This window comes from Deinococcus sp. QL22, assembly GCF_023370075.1.
Classification (GTDB): domain Bacteria; phylum Deinococcota; class Deinococci; order Deinococcales; family Deinococcaceae; genus Deinococcus.
On the sequence record NZ_CP097149.1, the window covers coordinates 1,116,813 to 1,133,526 of the forward strand.

18 protein-coding genes and 2 tRNA genes are annotated in these 16,714 nt (G+C 63.1%); 9 read left to right on the top strand and 11 right to left on the bottom strand.

Annotation, left to right across the window (positions count from 1 at the left end; genetic code table 11):
• Positions 1 to 21: 21 nt before the first annotated feature.
• The 3 genes from M1R55_RS05375 to M1R55_RS05385 all read right to left on the bottom strand — a co-directional run bounded on the left by M1R55_RS05375 (position 22) and on the right by M1R55_RS05385 (position 1,866).
• Positions 22 to 672 (bottom strand): NAD(P)/FAD-dependent oxidoreductase, encoded by a 651-nt coding sequence (locus M1R55_RS05375; protein ID WP_249393677.1) that lies wholly within the window; start codon positions 670 to 672, stop codon positions 22 to 24.
• A complete protein-coding gene (locus M1R55_RS05380) occupies positions 669 to 1,562 on the bottom strand; it encodes an alpha/beta fold hydrolase (RefSeq protein WP_249393678.1) in 894 nt (297 codons plus the stop codon). The genes M1R55_RS05375 and M1R55_RS05380 overlap by 4 nt, the downstream gene beginning before the upstream one ends.
• Before the next feature lie 227 nt (positions 1,563 to 1,789).
• A tRNA-Pro gene (locus M1R55_RS05385) sits at positions 1,790 to 1,866 on the bottom strand.
• 132 nt (positions 1,867 to 1,998) lie between these two features.
• Here M1R55_RS05385 and M1R55_RS05390 point away from each other — a divergent pair.
• Positions 1,999 to 3,261, top strand: coding sequence for an aminopeptidase (locus M1R55_RS05390; RefSeq protein WP_249393679.1), 1,263 nt, complete (start codon positions 1,999 to 2,001; stop codon positions 3,259 to 3,261).
• A 112-nt stretch (positions 3,262 to 3,373) separates the two neighbouring features.
• On the opposite strand, the gene M1R55_RS05395 is transcribed toward M1R55_RS05390, so the two are convergent.
• The 3 genes from M1R55_RS05395 to M1R55_RS05405 form a co-directional block, all read right to left on the bottom strand.
• Positions 3,374 to 4,270 (bottom strand): ROK family protein, encoded by an 897-nt coding sequence (locus tag M1R55_RS05395; protein ID WP_249393680.1) that lies wholly within the window; start codon positions 4,268 to 4,270, stop codon positions 3,374 to 3,376.
• Between the two features lie 97 nt (positions 4,271 to 4,367).
• Entirely contained in the window at positions 4,368 to 4,667 is a 300-nt protein-coding gene (locus M1R55_RS05400) for a hypothetical protein (protein ID WP_249393681.1), read from the bottom strand.
• A complete protein-coding gene (locus tag M1R55_RS05405; protein WP_249393682.1) occupies positions 4,664 to 5,191 on the bottom strand; it encodes a thioesterase family protein in 528 nt (175 codons plus the stop codon). The genes M1R55_RS05400 and M1R55_RS05405 overlap by 4 nt, the downstream gene beginning before the upstream one ends.
• A 145-nt stretch (positions 5,192 to 5,336) precedes the next feature.
• On the opposite strand from M1R55_RS05405, the gene M1R55_RS05410 reads away from it, so the two are divergent.
• Positions 5,337 to 5,816 (top strand): cell division protein FtsB, encoded by a 480-nt coding sequence (locus M1R55_RS05410; protein WP_249393683.1) that lies wholly within the window; start codon positions 5,337 to 5,339, stop codon positions 5,814 to 5,816.
• 116 nt (positions 5,817 to 5,932) lie between these two features.
• Positions 5,933 to 6,253 carry a divalent-cation tolerance protein CutA gene (gene cutA, locus M1R55_RS05415; protein WP_249393684.1) on the top strand — a complete coding sequence of 107 codons (321 nt, stop codon included), beginning with the start codon at positions 5,933 to 5,935 and terminating at the stop codon, positions 6,251 to 6,253.
• 81 nt (positions 6,254 to 6,334) lie between these two features.
• Here cutA and M1R55_RS05420 read toward each other — a convergent pair.
• Both M1R55_RS05420 and M1R55_RS05425 read right to left on the bottom strand, forming a co-directional pair.
• Positions 6,335 to 6,410, bottom strand: a tRNA-Trp gene (locus tag M1R55_RS05420).
• A 127-nt stretch (positions 6,411 to 6,537) separates the two neighbouring features.
• Positions 6,538 to 6,759: a hypothetical protein gene (locus tag M1R55_RS05425; RefSeq protein WP_249393685.1), complete on the bottom strand. Its 222-nt coding sequence runs from the start codon at positions 6,757 to 6,759 to the stop codon at positions 6,538 to 6,540.
• Between the two features lie 149 nt (positions 6,760 to 6,908).
• On the opposite strand from M1R55_RS05425, the gene M1R55_RS05430 reads away from it, so the two are divergent.
• The 4 genes from M1R55_RS05430 to M1R55_RS05445 all read left to right on the top strand — a co-directional run bounded on the left by M1R55_RS05430 (position 6,909) and on the right by M1R55_RS05445 (position 10,104).
• Positions 6,909 to 7,541: a bifunctional precorrin-2 dehydrogenase/sirohydrochlorin ferrochelatase gene (locus M1R55_RS05430; RefSeq protein WP_249393686.1), complete on the top strand. Its 633-nt coding sequence runs from the start codon at positions 6,909 to 6,911 to the stop codon at positions 7,539 to 7,541.
• Complete coding sequence (hemA, locus tag M1R55_RS05435) at positions 7,538 to 8,656, top strand: glutamyl-tRNA reductase (RefSeq protein ID WP_249393687.1); 1,119 nt, start codon at positions 7,538 to 7,540, stop codon at positions 8,654 to 8,656. The genes M1R55_RS05430 and hemA overlap by 4 nt, the downstream gene beginning before the upstream one ends.
• Positions 8,657 to 8,770: 114 nt before the next feature.
• Complete coding sequence (locus M1R55_RS05440; RefSeq protein WP_249393688.1) at positions 8,771 to 9,649, top strand: folate-binding protein YgfZ; 879 nt, start codon at positions 8,771 to 8,773, stop codon at positions 9,647 to 9,649.
• Positions 9,649 to 10,104 carry a hypothetical protein gene (locus tag M1R55_RS05445; RefSeq protein WP_249393689.1) on the top strand — a complete coding sequence of 152 codons (456 nt, stop codon included), beginning with the start codon at positions 9,649 to 9,651 and terminating at the stop codon, positions 10,102 to 10,104. The genes M1R55_RS05440 and M1R55_RS05445 overlap by 1 nt, the downstream gene beginning before the upstream one ends.
• Positions 10,105 to 10,182: 78 nt before the next feature.
• Here the strand turns inward: M1R55_RS05445 and M1R55_RS05450 are convergent, their stop codons facing one another.
• From M1R55_RS05450 to M1R55_RS05460, 3 genes are all read right to left on the bottom strand, one after another.
• Positions 10,183 to 11,202, bottom strand: coding sequence for an ABC transporter permease (locus M1R55_RS05450; RefSeq protein ID WP_249393690.1), 1,020 nt, complete (start codon positions 11,200 to 11,202; stop codon positions 10,183 to 10,185).
• A 64-nt stretch (positions 11,203 to 11,266) separates the two neighbouring features.
• Complete coding sequence (locus M1R55_RS05455) at positions 11,267 to 12,289, bottom strand: ABC transporter permease (RefSeq protein ID WP_249393691.1); 1,023 nt, start codon at positions 12,287 to 12,289, stop codon at positions 11,267 to 11,269.
• 133 nt (positions 12,290 to 12,422) lie between these two features.
• The gene (locus tag M1R55_RS05460) at positions 12,423 to 14,141 is read right to left on the bottom strand and encodes an ABC transporter substrate-binding protein (protein WP_249393692.1); all 1,719 of its coding nucleotides are present in this window, start codon (positions 14,139 to 14,141) and stop codon (positions 12,423 to 12,425) included.
• A 262-nt stretch (positions 14,142 to 14,403) separates the two neighbouring features.
• Here M1R55_RS05460 and M1R55_RS05465 point away from each other — a divergent pair, with 262 nt between their 5' ends.
• Both M1R55_RS05465 and M1R55_RS05470 read left to right on the top strand, forming a co-directional pair.
• Complete coding sequence (locus M1R55_RS05465) at positions 14,404 to 15,423, top strand: D-alanine--D-alanine ligase family protein (RefSeq protein ID WP_249393693.1); 1,020 nt, start codon at positions 14,404 to 14,406, stop codon at positions 15,421 to 15,423.
• A gap of 149 nt (positions 15,424 to 15,572) precedes the next feature.
• A complete protein-coding gene (locus M1R55_RS05470; RefSeq protein WP_249393694.1) occupies positions 15,573 to 16,571 on the top strand; it encodes an extracellular solute-binding protein in 999 nt (332 codons plus the stop codon).
• Positions 16,572 to 16,714 lie beyond the last annotated feature (143 nt).

A 16,714-nucleotide genomic window follows, 5' to 3' on the forward strand; every position in this document is an offset into this window, starting at 1 on the left:
ATAGCGCCGGAACAGGCGGCGTCAGCCCTCGCTGGTGGGGTGATCCATGCGCGGCATCACCCAGGGCGCGGTGCGCTGGAACACCGTGAGCTGCCCCGCCACCTTCTGCACTTCCGGCACGAACTGGATGGCCGACGCGCCCGTGCCGATCACCGCGACCCGCTTTCCCGTCAGGTCAACCCTATGATCCCAGCGGGCCGAATGGAACTTCTGGCCCCCAAAGCCCTCCAAGCCGGGAATGTCAGGCCATTTGAGTTGAATCAGCGGGCCGTGCCCGGAAATCAGCACGCGGGCGGTATAGGCTCCCTCACTGGTCTGGATGCACCACAGCGCCGCGCCCGCGTCCCACTCTGCCCGCTGCATCTCGTGCCCGAAACGGATATGGGAGCGCACCCCGAAGCGGTCGGTGGTGGCCTTCAGGTAGGCGAGGATTTCCGCCTGACGGGCGTATTTGTGCGTCCAATCGGGATTGGGGGCGAACGAGAAGGAATACAGGTCGCTCTTGATGTCGCAGGCGCAGCCCGGATAGGTGTTGTCGCGCCAGGTGCCGCCGACCTCATGGGCACGCTCGAACACCACAAAATCCTCTACGCCGCTCTGCTTGAGCCTGATCGCCATGCCCAGTCCGGCAAAGCCCGCGCCGAGAATGGCGATGTCTGTGTGGGTGGTCATGTGGAGTTCTCCTGAAGGCTGGTCTCTTGGAGGCTGGGTACGTTGATGAAGCCGAGGACGAGGGCGCTGAATTCTCCGGCCCGTTCGACCTGCGGCAGATGCCCGGTGTTCTTGAACAGGTGACTGCGGGCGTGCGGATAGGCATTCTGGGCGGCGCGGAGGTGGTGGGCCGGAAGAATCTGGTCGTATTCACCCCAGATGAGCAGGGTCGGAAGCTGACGCGCTGCAAGTTGCCGAATCAACGTGTCCCGCCAGTCTGGCCGGATGCCCCGCCAGGTGCCGAGATGCCGGGCGACGCTGAGGTAGGCGCGGCTGCGGTTGGGTTGTTCCGCTACCAGTTCGGCGTGCTGCAGGCGCTCTGGGGTCATGAAAGCTGAGTCGCGGAAAATGGAACGCACGACGCGGGCAGTCGAGCGGGGATGAGGGCGCAGCAGCCGCTCACCGAGGCGCGGAACGGTCAGCAGGCGCAGCAAGGGGGTGACTTCTGCGCCGAAGCCCGCGCTGTTGACCAGTACCAGACGGGCGGCGCGCTCCGGGTACATCACCGCGAACTGCTGGGCCACCGCGCCGCCCAGAGAATTGCCGATCAAGGTGGCAGGCCGCGTTTCGCCCACAGCATCGAGGAAATGCTGGACGAAGCGGGCGAGGCCAGCCAGCGAGTAAGGCACGTCGGGCTTGTCGGTCAGGCCAAAGCCGATCAGGTCGAGGGCGTACACCCGGTGACGCTCAGCCAGCGGCGCAAGCACCTCATGCCAGTCCTCTAAGCTCTGGCCGATGCCGTGCAGCAGCACGAGAGGCGGGCCGTCACCGAGGGCGACATGACGGGTGCGAACGCCGGAGACACTCAGGAAGGTGGGCATTGGGGGGACGGCAGGTGGGAGACGGGACACGGTGGCCCTCCAGAACGGTGAGGCAAGTACCGGGGCAAGAAAGGAGTCAGGGGACAGCTCATAGTGTGCCATGTGGTGGCCACCCAGACGCAGGCCCACCCCCTTCTTCCTTGGCAGAGGCAGCTTCCTTAACAGCAGTAAACAGCTCTTCAGCGCGCTCGGCATAGACGGGGGAACACGCCCAACAAAACAAGCCCGCCCTGAACTGAATCAGAGCGGGCTTCTGCTGGTCGAGGCGACAAGATTTGAACTTGCGACCCCTACCACCCCAAGGTAGTGCGCTACCAGGCTGCGCTACGCCTCGCTGCCAGCCACAGGAATATAGACGTTATAGGCGGTGCGGTCAAGTGCGGCCCGCCAATGGGGGCATCCGGGCACAGGCGCTTGCTGCCCACCTGCCTCACTGCAACGCGCACAGCACGGTATCTTGCAGAGCATGACCAATTCAATTAGCAGCCCCAGCAGCGCCCTGACCTTTAAAGACAAGTTGCAGAACTACGCTCGGCTGGCCGTTCGTGTCGGACTGGGCATTCGCCCCGGCCAGCGCGTGCTGGTGCAGGCTCCAGTCGATACGGCTCCGCTGGCCCGTTTGCTGGTGCGCGAGGCCTACGCTGCGGGTGCGAGCTTCGTAGACGTGCGCTGGGACGATGACGACGTGGTGCTGGCCCGTTTCGAGCTGGCCCCAGAAGGCACCTTCGAAACCATCAGCAAGTGGCGCGTGAATGCCGAAACAGAGGTGGCCGAAGCAGGCGGCGCGGTCATTGCGATTCGGGCGGCCAATCCGGGGCTGCTGGCGAACGTAGACGCGGCCCGCGTGACGGCCCATGCGCGGGCGCTGGCCGCCTACCGCAAGCCCTACACGGCGCAGGTCATGACCAACCGCCTGAACTGGAACCTGATCAGCGCCCCGATTGCGGGCTGGGCACAGGTCATGTTCCCCGACGCCAGCGCTGAAGAAGCCATTTCCAAGCAGTGGGACGCTATTTTTGCCGCCACCCGCGCCGATCAGCCCGACCCGGTGGCGCTGTGGCAAACGCACCTGGCTGACCTGAAGCGCCGCCGCGACACCCTGACGGCCAGGCAGTACCACGCCCTGCACTTCAGAAGTGGCGAAACCGATCTCACGGTGGGCCTCGCCGACGGCCATATCTGGGGCGGCGGCTCGGCAGACACGCCCGGCGGCATCACCTTTACGGCCAACATTCCCACCGAGGAAGTCTGGACTGCGCCGCACCGCGAACGTGTAGACGGCATGGTGGTCAGCACCAAACCGCTGTCTTATAACGGCGTGCTGGTCGATGGAATCCGCATTCGCTTTGAGGGCGGGCGCGTCGTGGAGGCCACCGCCACCCAGGGCCAGGACGCCCTGACCCAGATGATCGCCACCGACGAGGGCAGCCACCGCCTCGGAGAAGTCGCGCTGGTGCCGCATTCCAGCCCGATCAGCCGTTCGGGGCTATTTTTCTTCAACACCCTGTACGACGAGAACGCCGCGTCGCACATTGCCATTGGCACCGCCTACCGCTTCAACGTGGCGGGCGGTGTAGATATGACCCTGGAAGACTTCAACGCGGCGGGCGGCAACGATAGCCTCGTGCATGTGGACTGGATGATCGGCAGCCCGGATATGGATGTAGACGGTCTGAGCGCGTCGGGCGAGCGGGAAGCCGTGATGCGGGCGGGCGAATTTGTGATTTGAAACCGTTTGTAATTTAAAACCGTGAGCAGAAAAAGCTAGGAGAGCGGGCCTGCAACACGATTCTGTTGCAGGCCCGCTCTCTTTTCACTCACTCCTCACCACTGACGGTTCTTTACCCGTGCCGCGCTGCCAACGCTGCCCCGATCACGCCTGCATCTGGCCCCAGTTGGGCGCGGCGGATGGTCACGGGAGCGAATCCGGCGGCGTACTCGTCGGCGGCCCGCTGCACGCCCTGAAAGAAGTAATCTCCGACGCTGGCGACGCCGCCGCCCACCACGAACACTTCCGGGTCTATGGTTTTTTGCAGGTCCGCCAGCGCAATCCCGATGTGCCGGAGCGCCTGACCGATGATGCGGCGGGCGGCGGGGTGGCCCTGCTCGGCCAGCGTAAAGGCCTCGGCGGTAGACACGTCGCGGTTCAGGGCGTAACTGGCGTCGCGGGCAATGGCGGTACCACTGGCAACGGCTTCCAGCGCCCCATCCAGACCCGCGCCACTGACCGGGCCGCCGGGCATGGCCGTGATGTGCCCGATTTCGCCCGCTATGCCGTGCCGTCCGCGCCAGATCCGGCCATTCAGCACGATGCCCGCGCCGATGCCCGTGCTGACCGTCACGTAGATGCTGCTTTCGGTACCCCGCGCCGCACCCATGTGGGCTTCGGCCAGGGCGGCGGCTTTGGCGTCGTTTTCCAGAATGATGCGCTGGCCGAGGCGGTCTCGCAGGCCGTCGACCATCGGCACATCGGTAAAGCCGTAGATATTGGGCGCGAATTTGACGCGGGTGCGGTCAGCATTCAGCGGGCCGGGAATACCCACACCCACCAAGCGGGCGTCGGGGTGCGCCGTCTGCAAGTCCTGCACTTGGGTAGCAATGGCGTCTAGCACCGCTTCCCAGCCGGTTTCGGGCGTGGGCTGCACATGGCGGCTCAGGAGTTGATCGCCGCGCAGCACGCCCGTCGCAATTTTGGTGCCGCCGACATCTACGCCGATACTGACTTGTTCTGTGGTCATGGTGGTGCCTCCGGAAGACTAGGAATGGGGTCGGGAAACGCTGGAGAATATAGGTCAGCACTGTAACCCGGCTTCCCAACACGCATGAACTCCCCGTCTATTCCTGCCCAGCCTCCGTTCCGCCTTCTTCCTCACCCGCGCTCAGCAGGTGCAGCGCCTCTTCCAGCATCACTTCGGGCACGTACAGGCCCACGTCGCCCAAGTACCCACCCGTTTCGATTTCTATGACCGGGCTGACCATCGCCCACTGAAACGGTGTGCGAATCACGCTGACCACGCCGCCGTCAGACAGGGTGCGCCGCCACCCTTCGGCCAACAGGCGGGGCAGGGTGTCCAGCCGCACCCACACGTCGCCCTGATACATCACGCGGTCTTCGTAGCTGGCAGCGGCGGTCATGGCTGAATGTCCGGGCTAAAGGCCAACAGGGTCTGGAGTTGTTCGCGCAGCACGGCGGGCAGCGGCGTGGGCTTCAGCGCCGCGTCTACCCGCACCTGTACCGTGCGGGCGTAGGTGCAGGGCACGCCGTCGGCGGTTACGCGGGACAGCAGCGTCCACGACGTATTCCCCAGCCGCTCTACCAGCGTTTCCACAAAAACGTCTTGCCCCAGCCGAATTTCGCGTTGGTAGTCCAGTTCCAGCCGCGCGATCACCGAGCGGTCTTCATCGTCAGGCACGCCCAGATCACGCATCAGGAGAATGCGCGAGGTCTCCAGGTACTGCACGTACACGGCGTTGTTCAGGTGACCCATCGTGTCTATGTCGCCGTAGCGCATCTGGATTCCGGCCCGGTGCGCCCGCGCCCAATCGGGGGCCAGGCCACTGGGCTGCGAAAAGGGATCACCGCGCCCAGTATGGCTTTGCCCAGTATCGCTGTGCCCGGTGTGGCTGTGCTGCTTGGTCTGGGTCTGTTCGGCCGTCATACCCCCAGTCTGACAGGCGGCCCGTGTGTTGAGGTACAGCGCCATGAAGAAGAGCAAGCTCTACAGCCCTGGCTCGCCCCCGTTTCTGACCAACGATTCTCACGGCTGATTCTCACCACTGGCACGCTATGCTGGCGAGCAAGATATGGACGCCGCGCCGCCCCCCACGCCCCCCTCACCCGCGCCGGAACAGCTGGGGCCTGAGCCGTTCGTGCCCACGCTGAAGGGCGGCAGCACCGCGCAGGACACCGCCAGCACGCCCACGCCGCCGCGCCGCCGCACGCTGGCTGCCCGCTGGCGCTCTGTGCAGCGCTTGCCCGTTACGCTCATGCTGGCAAGCTTGCTGGCGGGCCTCGGCATCGTGCAACTCAGCTTCCAGTTGGGCCTGATCGCATACCGCACCACCACCTGGACGCAGGAAACCAATGCCACCCAGAGCCGCGTGCAAGGCCTGGAACGGGACGTCAGGGTGCTGCAAGACGCCGAACGTGCGGCCAGCGATCCCGTTTACCTGGAGCAGTTGGCCCGCTGTCAGGGCTTTGTGGGGGCCAAAGAAACCGTGGTCGTTTCCCCCGCTGCACCTAGCACCCCCAGCGAAAACTGCACGGCACGCCGCCTGCCCTGACCGTCAGAGCGCACCTGCCCAAGCTGAACTGTAGGTCAACACAATGTAAGAAACCACACAGCTCGGTGTGTTTCCTCACTGCCCGGTGTCAGAGGGCGGCGTATGCTGGGCCGCGTATGTCACTTGTCGTTCTGGTTACCGTTCCCCCCGAACGCGCACATGAATTGGCCCGTACCCTGGTTGATGAGCGCCTTGCCGGATGCGTCAACGTGGTGGGCGGCCTTCATAGCGTGTACCGATGGCAGGGCGACGTGGTCGAAGACCCCGAAACCTTGCTGATGATTAAAACCACTGGGGAGAGGTACCCCGAACTCGAAGCCCGGATCAAGTCGCTGCACCCCTACGAAGTGCCGGAAATCATCGCGCTCCCCTTTGACCGTGCTCTGCCCGAATTTCAACTCTGGCTGAGGGACGCCCTGGAGCCGACGCGGGGTTAAGCCACAAGAGGCAAGAAGTACAAAAATCCCCGCCCTCAGCTTAAGCACTGGGCGGGGACTTTCGTTACACGACTGCGGTGATGGCGGGCCCTGCAGGACTTGAACCTACGACCCTCGGTTTTGGAGACCGATGCTCTACCAACTGAGCTAAGAACCCATCGAGTGTGCCGCTGCTCCCGCATGGGCGGAAACAGGCCCACGCAGAGTACCAGAGAGAGGCCGGACGTGCAAGGGTAGAGGCGCGCGATCGAGTGGGCCGATTGGCTTATGAGTAGACAGAATGACTACAGCACGCCGCCGCCCAGCATCAGCCGCAGCGCACCGAGCGCAGCCACCACGGCACTCAGGGTAACGGCTCCCCGGTCACGGCTCAGTGCCCCGAAGATGAGCCCGAGGACGGCGGGCGGCAACACGAACAGCCAGTTCAGCCAACCAAAAAAGGGAAGAAGACCAAGCAACAGGCCCAATGCGGCCAGAATGCCGAAGATCAAGGACAGGACTCTCATAGAGGCCAGTACGCGGGTGCGAGGGAAAAGGTTGCTGGCGGGGTACAGCAGACGACATCCAAATGCTGTCCTGGTCGGCTCTCTCTTGGCTTTGTCTTACCGCTCGGTAGGGGACGCCTGACCCGGCAAAGGGCGCTATTCTGCACGGTGTGAGTGTGCTGCTGCCTGTGTTCCTAGACCTGCATGGAGAATCTGCCCTGGTGGTGGGCGGCGGCGCGGTGGCTCTGCGCCGGGTGGCAACTTTGTTGGAAGCGGGCCTGAGTGTGACCGTAGTTGCGCCCGAACTGCACCCCGATCTGGCCGCCTTGCGCGTGCAAACCGCGCAACGCGCCTACCGCAGCGGCGACGTGTTGGGCCAGCGAATCGTGGTGGCTGCCACCGACAGCTCTGCCGTGAACGACGCCGTGACCGCCGATGCACGGGCCGCAGGCGCACTGGTGAACCATGCGGGCCACGCGGGGCAGGGTTCGCTGAGGTTTGCGGCCACCACCACGCGGGCAGGCGTGCAGGTGGCCGTTTCCAGCGGGCGCGAATTGCCGATGCTGACGCAAGCCCTGACCGAACGAATCGCGGAGGTGTTGCCTACGCAGGCGCAACTGGACGGCTGGACGGCGCAGAGGGAAGGGGCGCTGGGACTGCAAGCAGGCGAGAAAGCCGCCGCCCTCGCCGCGTTACGGGCCGATATTCGCGCCGGGTTGGGCCTCTCAGAATCAGGAGATCAGAAGGTGAACCTCAAGGCACAAGCACAGCCCTTCAGCCCTCTGTCCGGGGGAGCCGCATGACGCTGGCTTGCCCCACCGCCCGCGCCTTCCTGGCCCAGCCACACGCGCCGCACCCCACGCCGCTGGATTTTGCTGTCGTGGGCCTGAACCACCAGACCGCGCCCATAGAAGTGCGCGAGCGTGCGGCAGTGCGGGCCTCTGAAGAGGAAGCCATTCTGAGTCACCTGTCGCTGCATGCCCGCGAAGTGATGTTGCTGGCGACCTGCAACCGCACCGAGGTGTATCTGGCAGGCGTGCTGGGCGATCCTGTGGCCGCCTTCGAGGGCGCCTGGGGACACGCGCTGGCCTCTCACCTGTACGTGTACCGGGGCGAGGCCGCTGTAGACCACCTGTACCGGGTGGCGGCGGGCCTGGACAGCCTTGTCATCGGGGAAACGCAGATTCAGGGTCAGGTAAAACGGGCATGGCAGGCCGCCCACGCGCAGGGCCTCGCGGGCACGGTCATGAACAAGGTGGCGCAGGGTGCTTTGGCCGCAGGAAAGCGCGTTCGTACCGATACAGGCTTATCTGACCGTGTGGTCAGCGTATCGAGCGCCGCTGTGCAGCTGGCCGAAGCCACGCTGGGCGACCTGACGCACCGTACTGCCCTGATTCTGGGAGCCGGAGAAACCGCCGAGCTGACGCTGACCCACCTGCGGGCTGCCGGGGTGAAAGACGTGATCGTGGTGAACCGCACCGCCGAACGCGCCCGCGCCCTGGCCGAGCGGGTGGGAGGCCGGGCCTGCGCCACCGAATACTTGCACGAAGTCCTGCCCGAAGCCGACGTGGTGATCGCGTCCAGCAGCGCCCCGCATTACGTGCTGCACGGCAGCGGCGTGCGCGAAGCCCTGCAAGACCGGGCAGGCAGACCCATGCTGCTCATCGACATCAGCGTGCCGCGTATCCTCTCTCCCGATATTGCCGACGTGCCCGGCGCACATCTGAGCAACCTTGATGACCTGACGGCAGTGGTGAACCGCAATCTGGAGGGCCGCCGCGCCGCCCTGCCGCACGCCGACGCCCTGCTGCGCGAGGCCAGCGCCGACCTGTACCGCTGGCATCTGACACGGGAAGCCCAGCGGGAATTGGCAGGGCGGGAACGGGCGGGGCGGGCATTGGCCGTTGCCAGCGACTGAGGAACGTCCGTCTAAGGGTCTGAAAGACTGGGAGCTAAGGGCGTGCAGTGTTGGTGCTGTAGCCCTTCCCACCCACCACTATCCATCTCCCTTCTTTGCCTTACCCTAAGACCCATGTGGACTTCACTTCCTTCAGGCGGGCTGCGGATTACCGGGGCAGACCGGGTTGATTTTGTACAGGGCCAGATGACTGGCGACCTGCGCGGCGCACCCACGCCGGGGCTGGTGGCCTGCGCCTTTCTGAACGTGCGCGGCCAGATCGAAACCTTTGCACGGGCCTACCGCCGCACCGACGACGTGTACCTGCACGTAGACGCAGACGAGGCCGAAGCTTTGGCCGCCCGCCTGAAGCGGTACATCATCTTCGATCAGGTGGAAGTGAAGGACGTGTCGGACGACCTGCGCTGCGTGCATGTGTGGCCGGGGGCCAGCGTGCCGGGCTGGAACGCTGAAGGGCCGGACGTGCAGACGTTTGATTTGGGCGGCGGCGTAGTTTTGGTGGGACGCGTGAACCGCACGGGTACGGCGGGCCTTGATTTACATTACCTTACACGGCACGAGACGGCAGTGCTGGTTGCGCTGGAAGGCGAGGAAACCCCATTGGCCACACTGGACGCCGCCCGGATCGCCGCAGGCATTCCCGACATTGCCCGCGACGACTTTGCGGGCACGCTGCCCCAGGAAGTCGGGCTGGACATCGGCGGCCCGCTGCCGGCCATCAGCTACCGCAAAGGCTGCTATGTGGGGCAAGAGATCATGGCCCGGCTGGAAGCACGCGGCAACACGCGCTACCACCTGGCGCGACTGTCCGGGGCTGGCCTGACACGCGGCGCAGACATCTTGCACGGCGGCAAAGTGGTGGGACAAACGGGCCTGAACTCGGGCGGATTTAGCTTGGTGCGGCTGCGAAAAGAAGTGGCAGACGGTGCAGAGGTGGAAGTGGGCGGCCTCCCTGCCACCGTGCATCTCCTCAACGTGCCGCACACGACCTGATGCTCAAAGCTTTGGCCCAAGACCTCAGCAGCGGGCAGGGGGCCGACTTGCTGCGTGCTGCCCGCCGCGCCTACACGCTGGCATTTGTGACTGTAGCCGCGCCGGGGCTGCCGCTGGGGGCTCTGTATCTGCTGACCCGCCCCATGCCTACCCCGCCCGCCGGAATCGTAGGACTCGTGGTGGTGGCGCTGGCGCTGGCCTGTGCCGCCCTGTATCTGGCCCGCCGCGCCGCCCGCGATCCGCTGCTGCCCCCGCGCCGCACCGCCCTCAGCGCCGCCATGCAGGCCGGAACCGCCCCCGCCGTCCCCTTTCTGCTCGGCTGCGCCACCTTCTCGCAACCCGCGGTTACGGGGGGCCTGTGGATGCTTGCTGCCGTGCTGTACGCGCTGGCATGGCGACTGATCGCGGGGTGGATGCGTCCGGCTGGGGTTGGGAAAGCAAACTCTGGGCCGTGAGTTATGGACTATTCACCACACCAATAAAAACCCCCGCCGTCGCAAGGACAAGCGGGGGCGATTCAAACGAGGAGCGACTCAGCGACTCTTGGGATCGAGTGCGTCGCGCAGGCCGTCGCCAAAGAGATTGAAGGCGAGGCTGAACGTGACGATAAAGGCGGCGGGATAGACCAGTACGTACCAGTATTCGGGCTTCAGCCAGGAGCGGGCGGAGTCTACGAGTTGGCCCCATTCGGAGAAGCCGCGCTCGAAGCCGAGGCCGAGGAACGACAAGCCAGCCACGCCGAGGGGAACGGTTGCCAGATCGAGGACAGCCAGCGTCAGCACGGCCGCCACGCTGTTGGGCACGATGTGTTTAAGAATCAGGCGCAGGTCGCGGGCACCGAGGCCACGCGCCGCGTCTACGTATTCCAGTTGGCGGGTTCGCAGCACTTCACCGCGAATAATGCGGGCGTATCCGGCCCAACCTGCCACACAGAACGCGAAAATCATGGGCACGGTCGGGTCATAATCTCCGCCCCCACTCTGGAATCGGGCACGCATGATGGTCAGGATAACCACAGTGAGAATCAGGGGCGGCAGCGCAAACAGTACGTCGATGAACCGCTGAATCAGGTTATCGACCCAGCCGCCGTAATAACCGCTGATGGCCCCGATGACGATGCCCAACGCCAGCGTAATCGCCACGATGATGAAGGCCATTTTGAGGGCGGTGCGCGTACCCCAGATCAGGCCGTAATAGATGTTGTAGCCGTTGACGGTACCAAACGGCACGCCCGCAGTGGGCGGCTTGGGTTCCTGCTCGAAGCTGAGGCGCTCGGTGCGGTAGCAGCTGTTGGGCGGAAACAGAATGGCGCGGAAGGCTCCACCCGGCGTGTAGACCTGATTGGAACTGGTCATGTTCAGGTCGCGCAGGCAGTTGCCGGTGGGCTTGGCGAGCAGGGGCGCGAACAGGGCGATCAGACCAAAGATCAGTGTGATGATCAGGCCTGTAATCGCCAGCGGGTTGCGCCGCAGTTTGCGCATGGCCGGACTTGTCCAGAACATCTGAAACCGGCTGCGTTTGTTGGTGGCAATAGGGGCGGAAACAGTGGTCATGAGGCCTCCCAGATGGAGTGGGCAGGGGCAGCTTGGGCAGCAGCAATGGAAACAGCATCGATCATCAGTCGAACCTCACGCGGGGATCGACGACGCCGTACAGGATATCGACGATGGTGCTGACCACCACCACGACCACAGCCGACATCATGGCAAAGCCCAGTACGGCGGCCAGATCGGTTTGTAGCGCCGCTTGCACCACCCACTGACCCACGCCGGGATAGGCAAAGATGGTTTCGGTAATCAGGGAGCCGCCCAGCAGACCGATAATCAGGAATCCGGCCAGCGTGATGATGCTGAGCAGCGCATTGCGGCGGGCGTGCTTCCCGTTGACTACACGGTCAGACAAGCCTTTGGCGCGGGCCGTCCGCACGTAATCGCTGGTCAGGGCTTCCAACATATTGTTCCGCATGACCTTCACGATCTGGGCCGAGAGCACCGTAATCAGGGTCAGGGCGGGCAAGATCATATGCCGGATCACGTCCCACGCAATATCCCAGCGCCCGTTCAGCATGGCGTCAATGGACAGCATACCGGTGTAGCGGCGCAGATCGCTGAGGGCGAATTGGTTCAGCACACTGACTTGCCCAGCACCCGGCAAGATATTGAAGTAGGCATAGAACACTGCCAGCAACAAGATGCCCAGCACAAAGGTTGGCAGGCTGTACCCGAACACCACAAACACCCGGATTAACTGATCCAAGAACTTATCTTTGTGAAGTGCGCCCAACGTCCCCAACCAAATCCCGATCAGCATGATGGGAATGGCCGTGAGGATCGTCAGTTCTACGGTGGCGGGCAGGCGTTCTTTAATGGTGTCTATCACGTCGTCGCCGCTGGCTCTGGAGTACCCGAGGTCGCCCTGGAGGGTACTGCTGAGCCAGCGGCCATATTGCACCGGAAAAGATTCGCGCAGACCGCGTGCTTCGATGATCTGCTCTATGCGTGCGGCTTGCTGCTCGGTGCGGATATAGGGTGCGGCCCGTTGCTCGGGGGTCAGGAGTTGGGTCAGGCCCACGATCATGAGGGACAAGACCAGCATGACCACGGGAATCTGAAGCAGTCTCCGCACAATGAAATTGAACATAAGGAGCCTCGGAAGGAAAGGAAACGGAAGGGTTGAAAGCGCGTTAACTAGGGGCAGTTCCAAATGCGGAAGCGGGGGGGCAGCCAGATTCGGCCACCCCGCCCGCTTAAGCGGGACTTGCAATGTCGCTAACTTACTTCTTGCTCAGTTCCTTCCAGTAAGTTCCCAGCGTGAACGAGATCATGGGGTTGTAGTTGGCCTTACCTGCACCCACGATGCTGTCGCGGAAGAAGCTGTAGTTCACTCCGGCAGGAATCAGGATGTGAGAAGCCTGCTCGTAGGCGCGGTTGGCGACCAAGGAGTACAGACGGTTGCGCTCGGCGGTGTTGGTGGTGGTGCGGGTCTGCTCCAGCCACTTGTCTACAGAAGCGTCTTTCCAAGAGCTGCGCTTGGCATAGTAGCCGTTGGAGGAGTAGAAGGTGTACATGAAGTTGTCGGCGTCGGCGAAGTCAGGTGCCCAGCCGATGCTGATCAAGGGGTTCTTGCCTTCGTTGCCGGAAGCGACCATTTCGCTCCACTGCTTGGCGGCCACGTTCACCTTGAATTTGGGGTTGATGGCTTCGACTTCACGCTTCAGGATTTCGGCGATGGTCTGTGCTGAGGCGCTGCCGTCACGGTAGAACGCGGTGAGCGTAAAGCCGTTCTTCCAGACCTGACCGCCCCATGCCTTCTTAAAGTAGGCGGTGGCCTGAGCGCGGTTGTAGGTGTACTTTTTAACCTTGGCGTCATAACCGGGGAAGGTTTCGGGCATCAGGGTGGTGCGCTGCTTGCCTGCGCCCTTCTGGAAGTCAGTGATGTACTGCTGGTAGTTGAAAGCGTAGCTGAAGGCGCGGCGCACGTTCACGTCACTGAAGAAGTTGGCGGGGATGCCCCTGCCGTCCAGCTTGCCACTGCCCAGGGTGCCCTTGTCGGTGATGTTCTGGTTCATGAACAGGGCTTGGGCGACCACGTTGGGGAGGTCGTCGACCCAGGCCACGCCGGGCTTGCCTTTCAGCTGGGCGGTATCGGTGGCGCGTCCACTGCCTTCGATGATGTCGGCGTCGCCGCGCAAGAAGGCCTGCTGGCGGGCAGCGGGTTCATCGACGCGCTGGAAGATCACGTTCTTGATGGCGGGCTTTTTGCCCCAGTAGCCGTCGAACGCGGTGGCGAGGAAGGCGTTGGCGTCTTCGCGAACGAACTTGAAAGCGCCCGTGCCGCTGGGAGCCTTGTCCAGTTTGGAGTTGGTCAGGTCTTTGGCGACCCAGGCTTTCCAGTCGGCTTCCTTGCCGCTCCACTCGCCCAACCCGATGGCGTACTTGCTGTCTACAACGGCAAATCCGGTGTAGGCCAGGCGGGCCAAGAAGGTGGGGTCGGTCTTGGGCAGCGTGAACACCAGTTGTCCGGCAGCGTTGCACTCTACGGCGCGGTCGATGCGTGCCCAGGTGATGGTCTTGTCGTCGTTGGCGTTCGCGCCCGTACCCTGAAGGCTCTCGGCCAGGATGTAGTTGGCGCTGCTGCCCTCGTTGGTGACCAACATGCGCTCGAAGGAGTACTCGGCGTCGGCGCAGGTCATGGCGTTGCCGCTGTGGAACTTGACGTTCTTGCGGAGATCGAAGGTGTAGGTCTTGCCCGCGTTGCTGACCGTCCATTTGGTGGCCAGCAGGCCTTCGAGCTGCGAAATGCTCGCGCCCTTGTAGGTCAGGAGGGTTTCGTAGAGGTTCTCGACGATTGCACCGGAGCCGGTGTCGTAGGTGGCAGCGGGGTCAAGGGTAGGGATGTCCGAAGACCACTGGTACACGAGGGTGTCTTTGGGGGAAGCGGCAAGAGCGGTGCTGACAACGAGTAGGGTGCTAAGAATTGCTAATTTCTTCATTGGGCCTCCTGAAAGGCAGTGGGTTGGCACAGAAAAACTCCCGTAAGAGCGGTAAAAATATCTGTTCCAAGCACCGGTGTGGGGGTAAGTCGTGCGGCATCATAGCGTAGGCCAACTGGCGGATGTGTGAAGTCTTGCAGGATGTTTCATCTGAAGAAAAGGTAAATCCTGGCGTGCCGGACAGCCTTTTTAACAGTAGCGTGTGTAACTTGCTCACCTGACGTCCAGCACTCATTCCCTGCGGCGTGCCATACTGCGACCCGTGAAAAAGCGCATTTTGCTGCTGGCAGGCGGTCAATCCGGGGAACATGAAGTGAGCTTGATGAGTGCGAAAAGCGTGTTGGCGGCGCTGCCCCGCGATCAATTCGACGTGACGCCTGTGGTGATCAGCAAGCAGGGGCGTTGGCTGCCGCCTACCGATACGGCCCGTGCACTCGAATCGGGCGTCAGCGCACAGGGCGGCGACCTGGTGCTGCACCGGGCTGCCAGTGCCGAGGGCTACGACGCTGTTTTTCCGCTGCTGCACGGGCCAATGGGCGAAGACGGCACCATTCAGGGCCTGCTCACTCTGGCCGGAATTCCGTTTGTGGGCAGCGGTGTGCTGGGGTCTGCGGTCAGCATGGACAAGGTGATGACCAAACAGGTGCTGGCCTCGGCGGGCGTGCCGCAGGTGGCGTGGGCGCTGGCCCTGCGGCACGAATGGCGCAGCACGCCTGACGCGGTGCGTGTGCGGGCTTCCAATCTCGGGTTTCCCCTGTTCGTCAAGCCTGCCAACCTCGGCTCCAGCGTGGGCATCAGCAAGGTCAGCAGCGCGGGCGAGCTGACGGCGGCGCTGGATCTGGCTTTTGGCCTGGATCGCCGCGTGATTCTGGAAGCCATGACCAGTTACAAGCCGCGTGAAGTAGAGGTGGGCATTTTGGGCAACGACAATCCCATCGCCAGTCCGGTGGGCGAGTTGCAATTTGACGCCGAGTTTTACGACTACGACACCAAATACACTGAGGGCCGCGCCACCATGCACATTCCCGCGCCGCTGCCGGAAAACGTGTCGGAGCGGGTGCGTGCCATTGCCCTGACCGCCTTCCGGGCGCTGGACTGTGCGGGGCTGGCCCGCGTGGATTTCTTTTATGTAGAGGAAACAGGCGAGCTGCTGCTGAACGAAGTCAACACCATGCCCGGCTTTACTACCACCTCCATGTATCCCAAGTTGTTCGAGGCAGCGGGCATCAGCTATAGCGAGTTGGTGACGCGGCTGGTGGGATTGGCGCTGGAAAAGCGGTAATTGGGATGTAGGAGGTGGGGTGTTGAATGCAGGAAAAGATAGACGACGCGCCGTATTTGCTTTTCCTGCTGCTCACAAGCCACTTCCCACAACGCCTGACCGGGACATTCATCCCTTATTAATCCGAGTGTTTTACTTAGGATTAGGCCATGAAGCTTGCCCTGATTGCCTCCACTGCCCTGCTGCTGGCCGGAACCAGCATTGCCCAGACGAACACCAGCCTGACTGTGTACTCGGGCCGCGCCAAAACCTTCGTCGATCCTATCGTGCAGCAGTTTGAAAAACAGACGGGAATCAAGGTGAATGTGCGCTACGGCACCGACGCGCAACTGGTGGCCGCCATTCGGGAAGAGGGCGCACGCAGCCCCGCCGACGTGTACTGGGGCAACTCGGTGGGCGCACTGGGCGAACTGGCCGCCGATGGCAAGTTTGTGAAGCTGGGCGCGGCACTGACCCGCAACGTGTCGGACGACTACTTGCCCGAAACCCGCACCTGGCTGCCCACCACCGTTCGCTTCCGGACGCTGGCCTACAACACCGCCAAAATCAAACCTGCCGACCTGCCCGACAGCGTGCTGGACTTGCCCAAGATGACCAGCCTGAAAGGCCGCATCGGGTGGACGGTCAGCTACCCCAGCTTTCAGGACTTTTTGGCCGCCATGATCTCCAAATACGGCGAGGCGACCACCAAAACGTGGATTGAGGGCATGAAGGCGCTGCAACCCAAGGACTACAAAACCAGCAACGTGGGCATGCTGGAAGCCATGCGGGCCGGAGAAATCGACGTGGCCCTCACCAACCACTACTACATCCAGCGCGTGAACCGCCTGAGCTACCCCATCGACACCTACTTCTTCAAAAACGGCGATATCGGCAACCTCGGCAATGCCACGGGCGCGGCCATCCTGAAGACCAGCAAGAACCAGCGGGCCGCCGTGCGCCTGTTGCAAGCGTTGGTCGCCAAAGATGCCCAGACCTTCTTCCTGAGCGTGAATTTCGAGTACCCCGTGATCGGCAACATTTTGCAGCCCACGACCATGCTGCCCTACGCGGACATCATCAAGCGCAGCCCCCGCATTGACCCGACCGTGCTGCCCAAGAACATCGAAAAGGCGCAAAAGCTGCTGCGCGACGCCGGACTGTTGTAAACAAAGTGGGCTGCAATGACAGCAGTCCTTCAACCACACCTTGAACCACAGGCGGCTTTGTCTTCTTCGGAGGACAGGGCTGCCTTCCCTATTCCCCGGCCCAGCGGGACATCCCGCCCCCATTCCCGACTAACCCGCTCTGA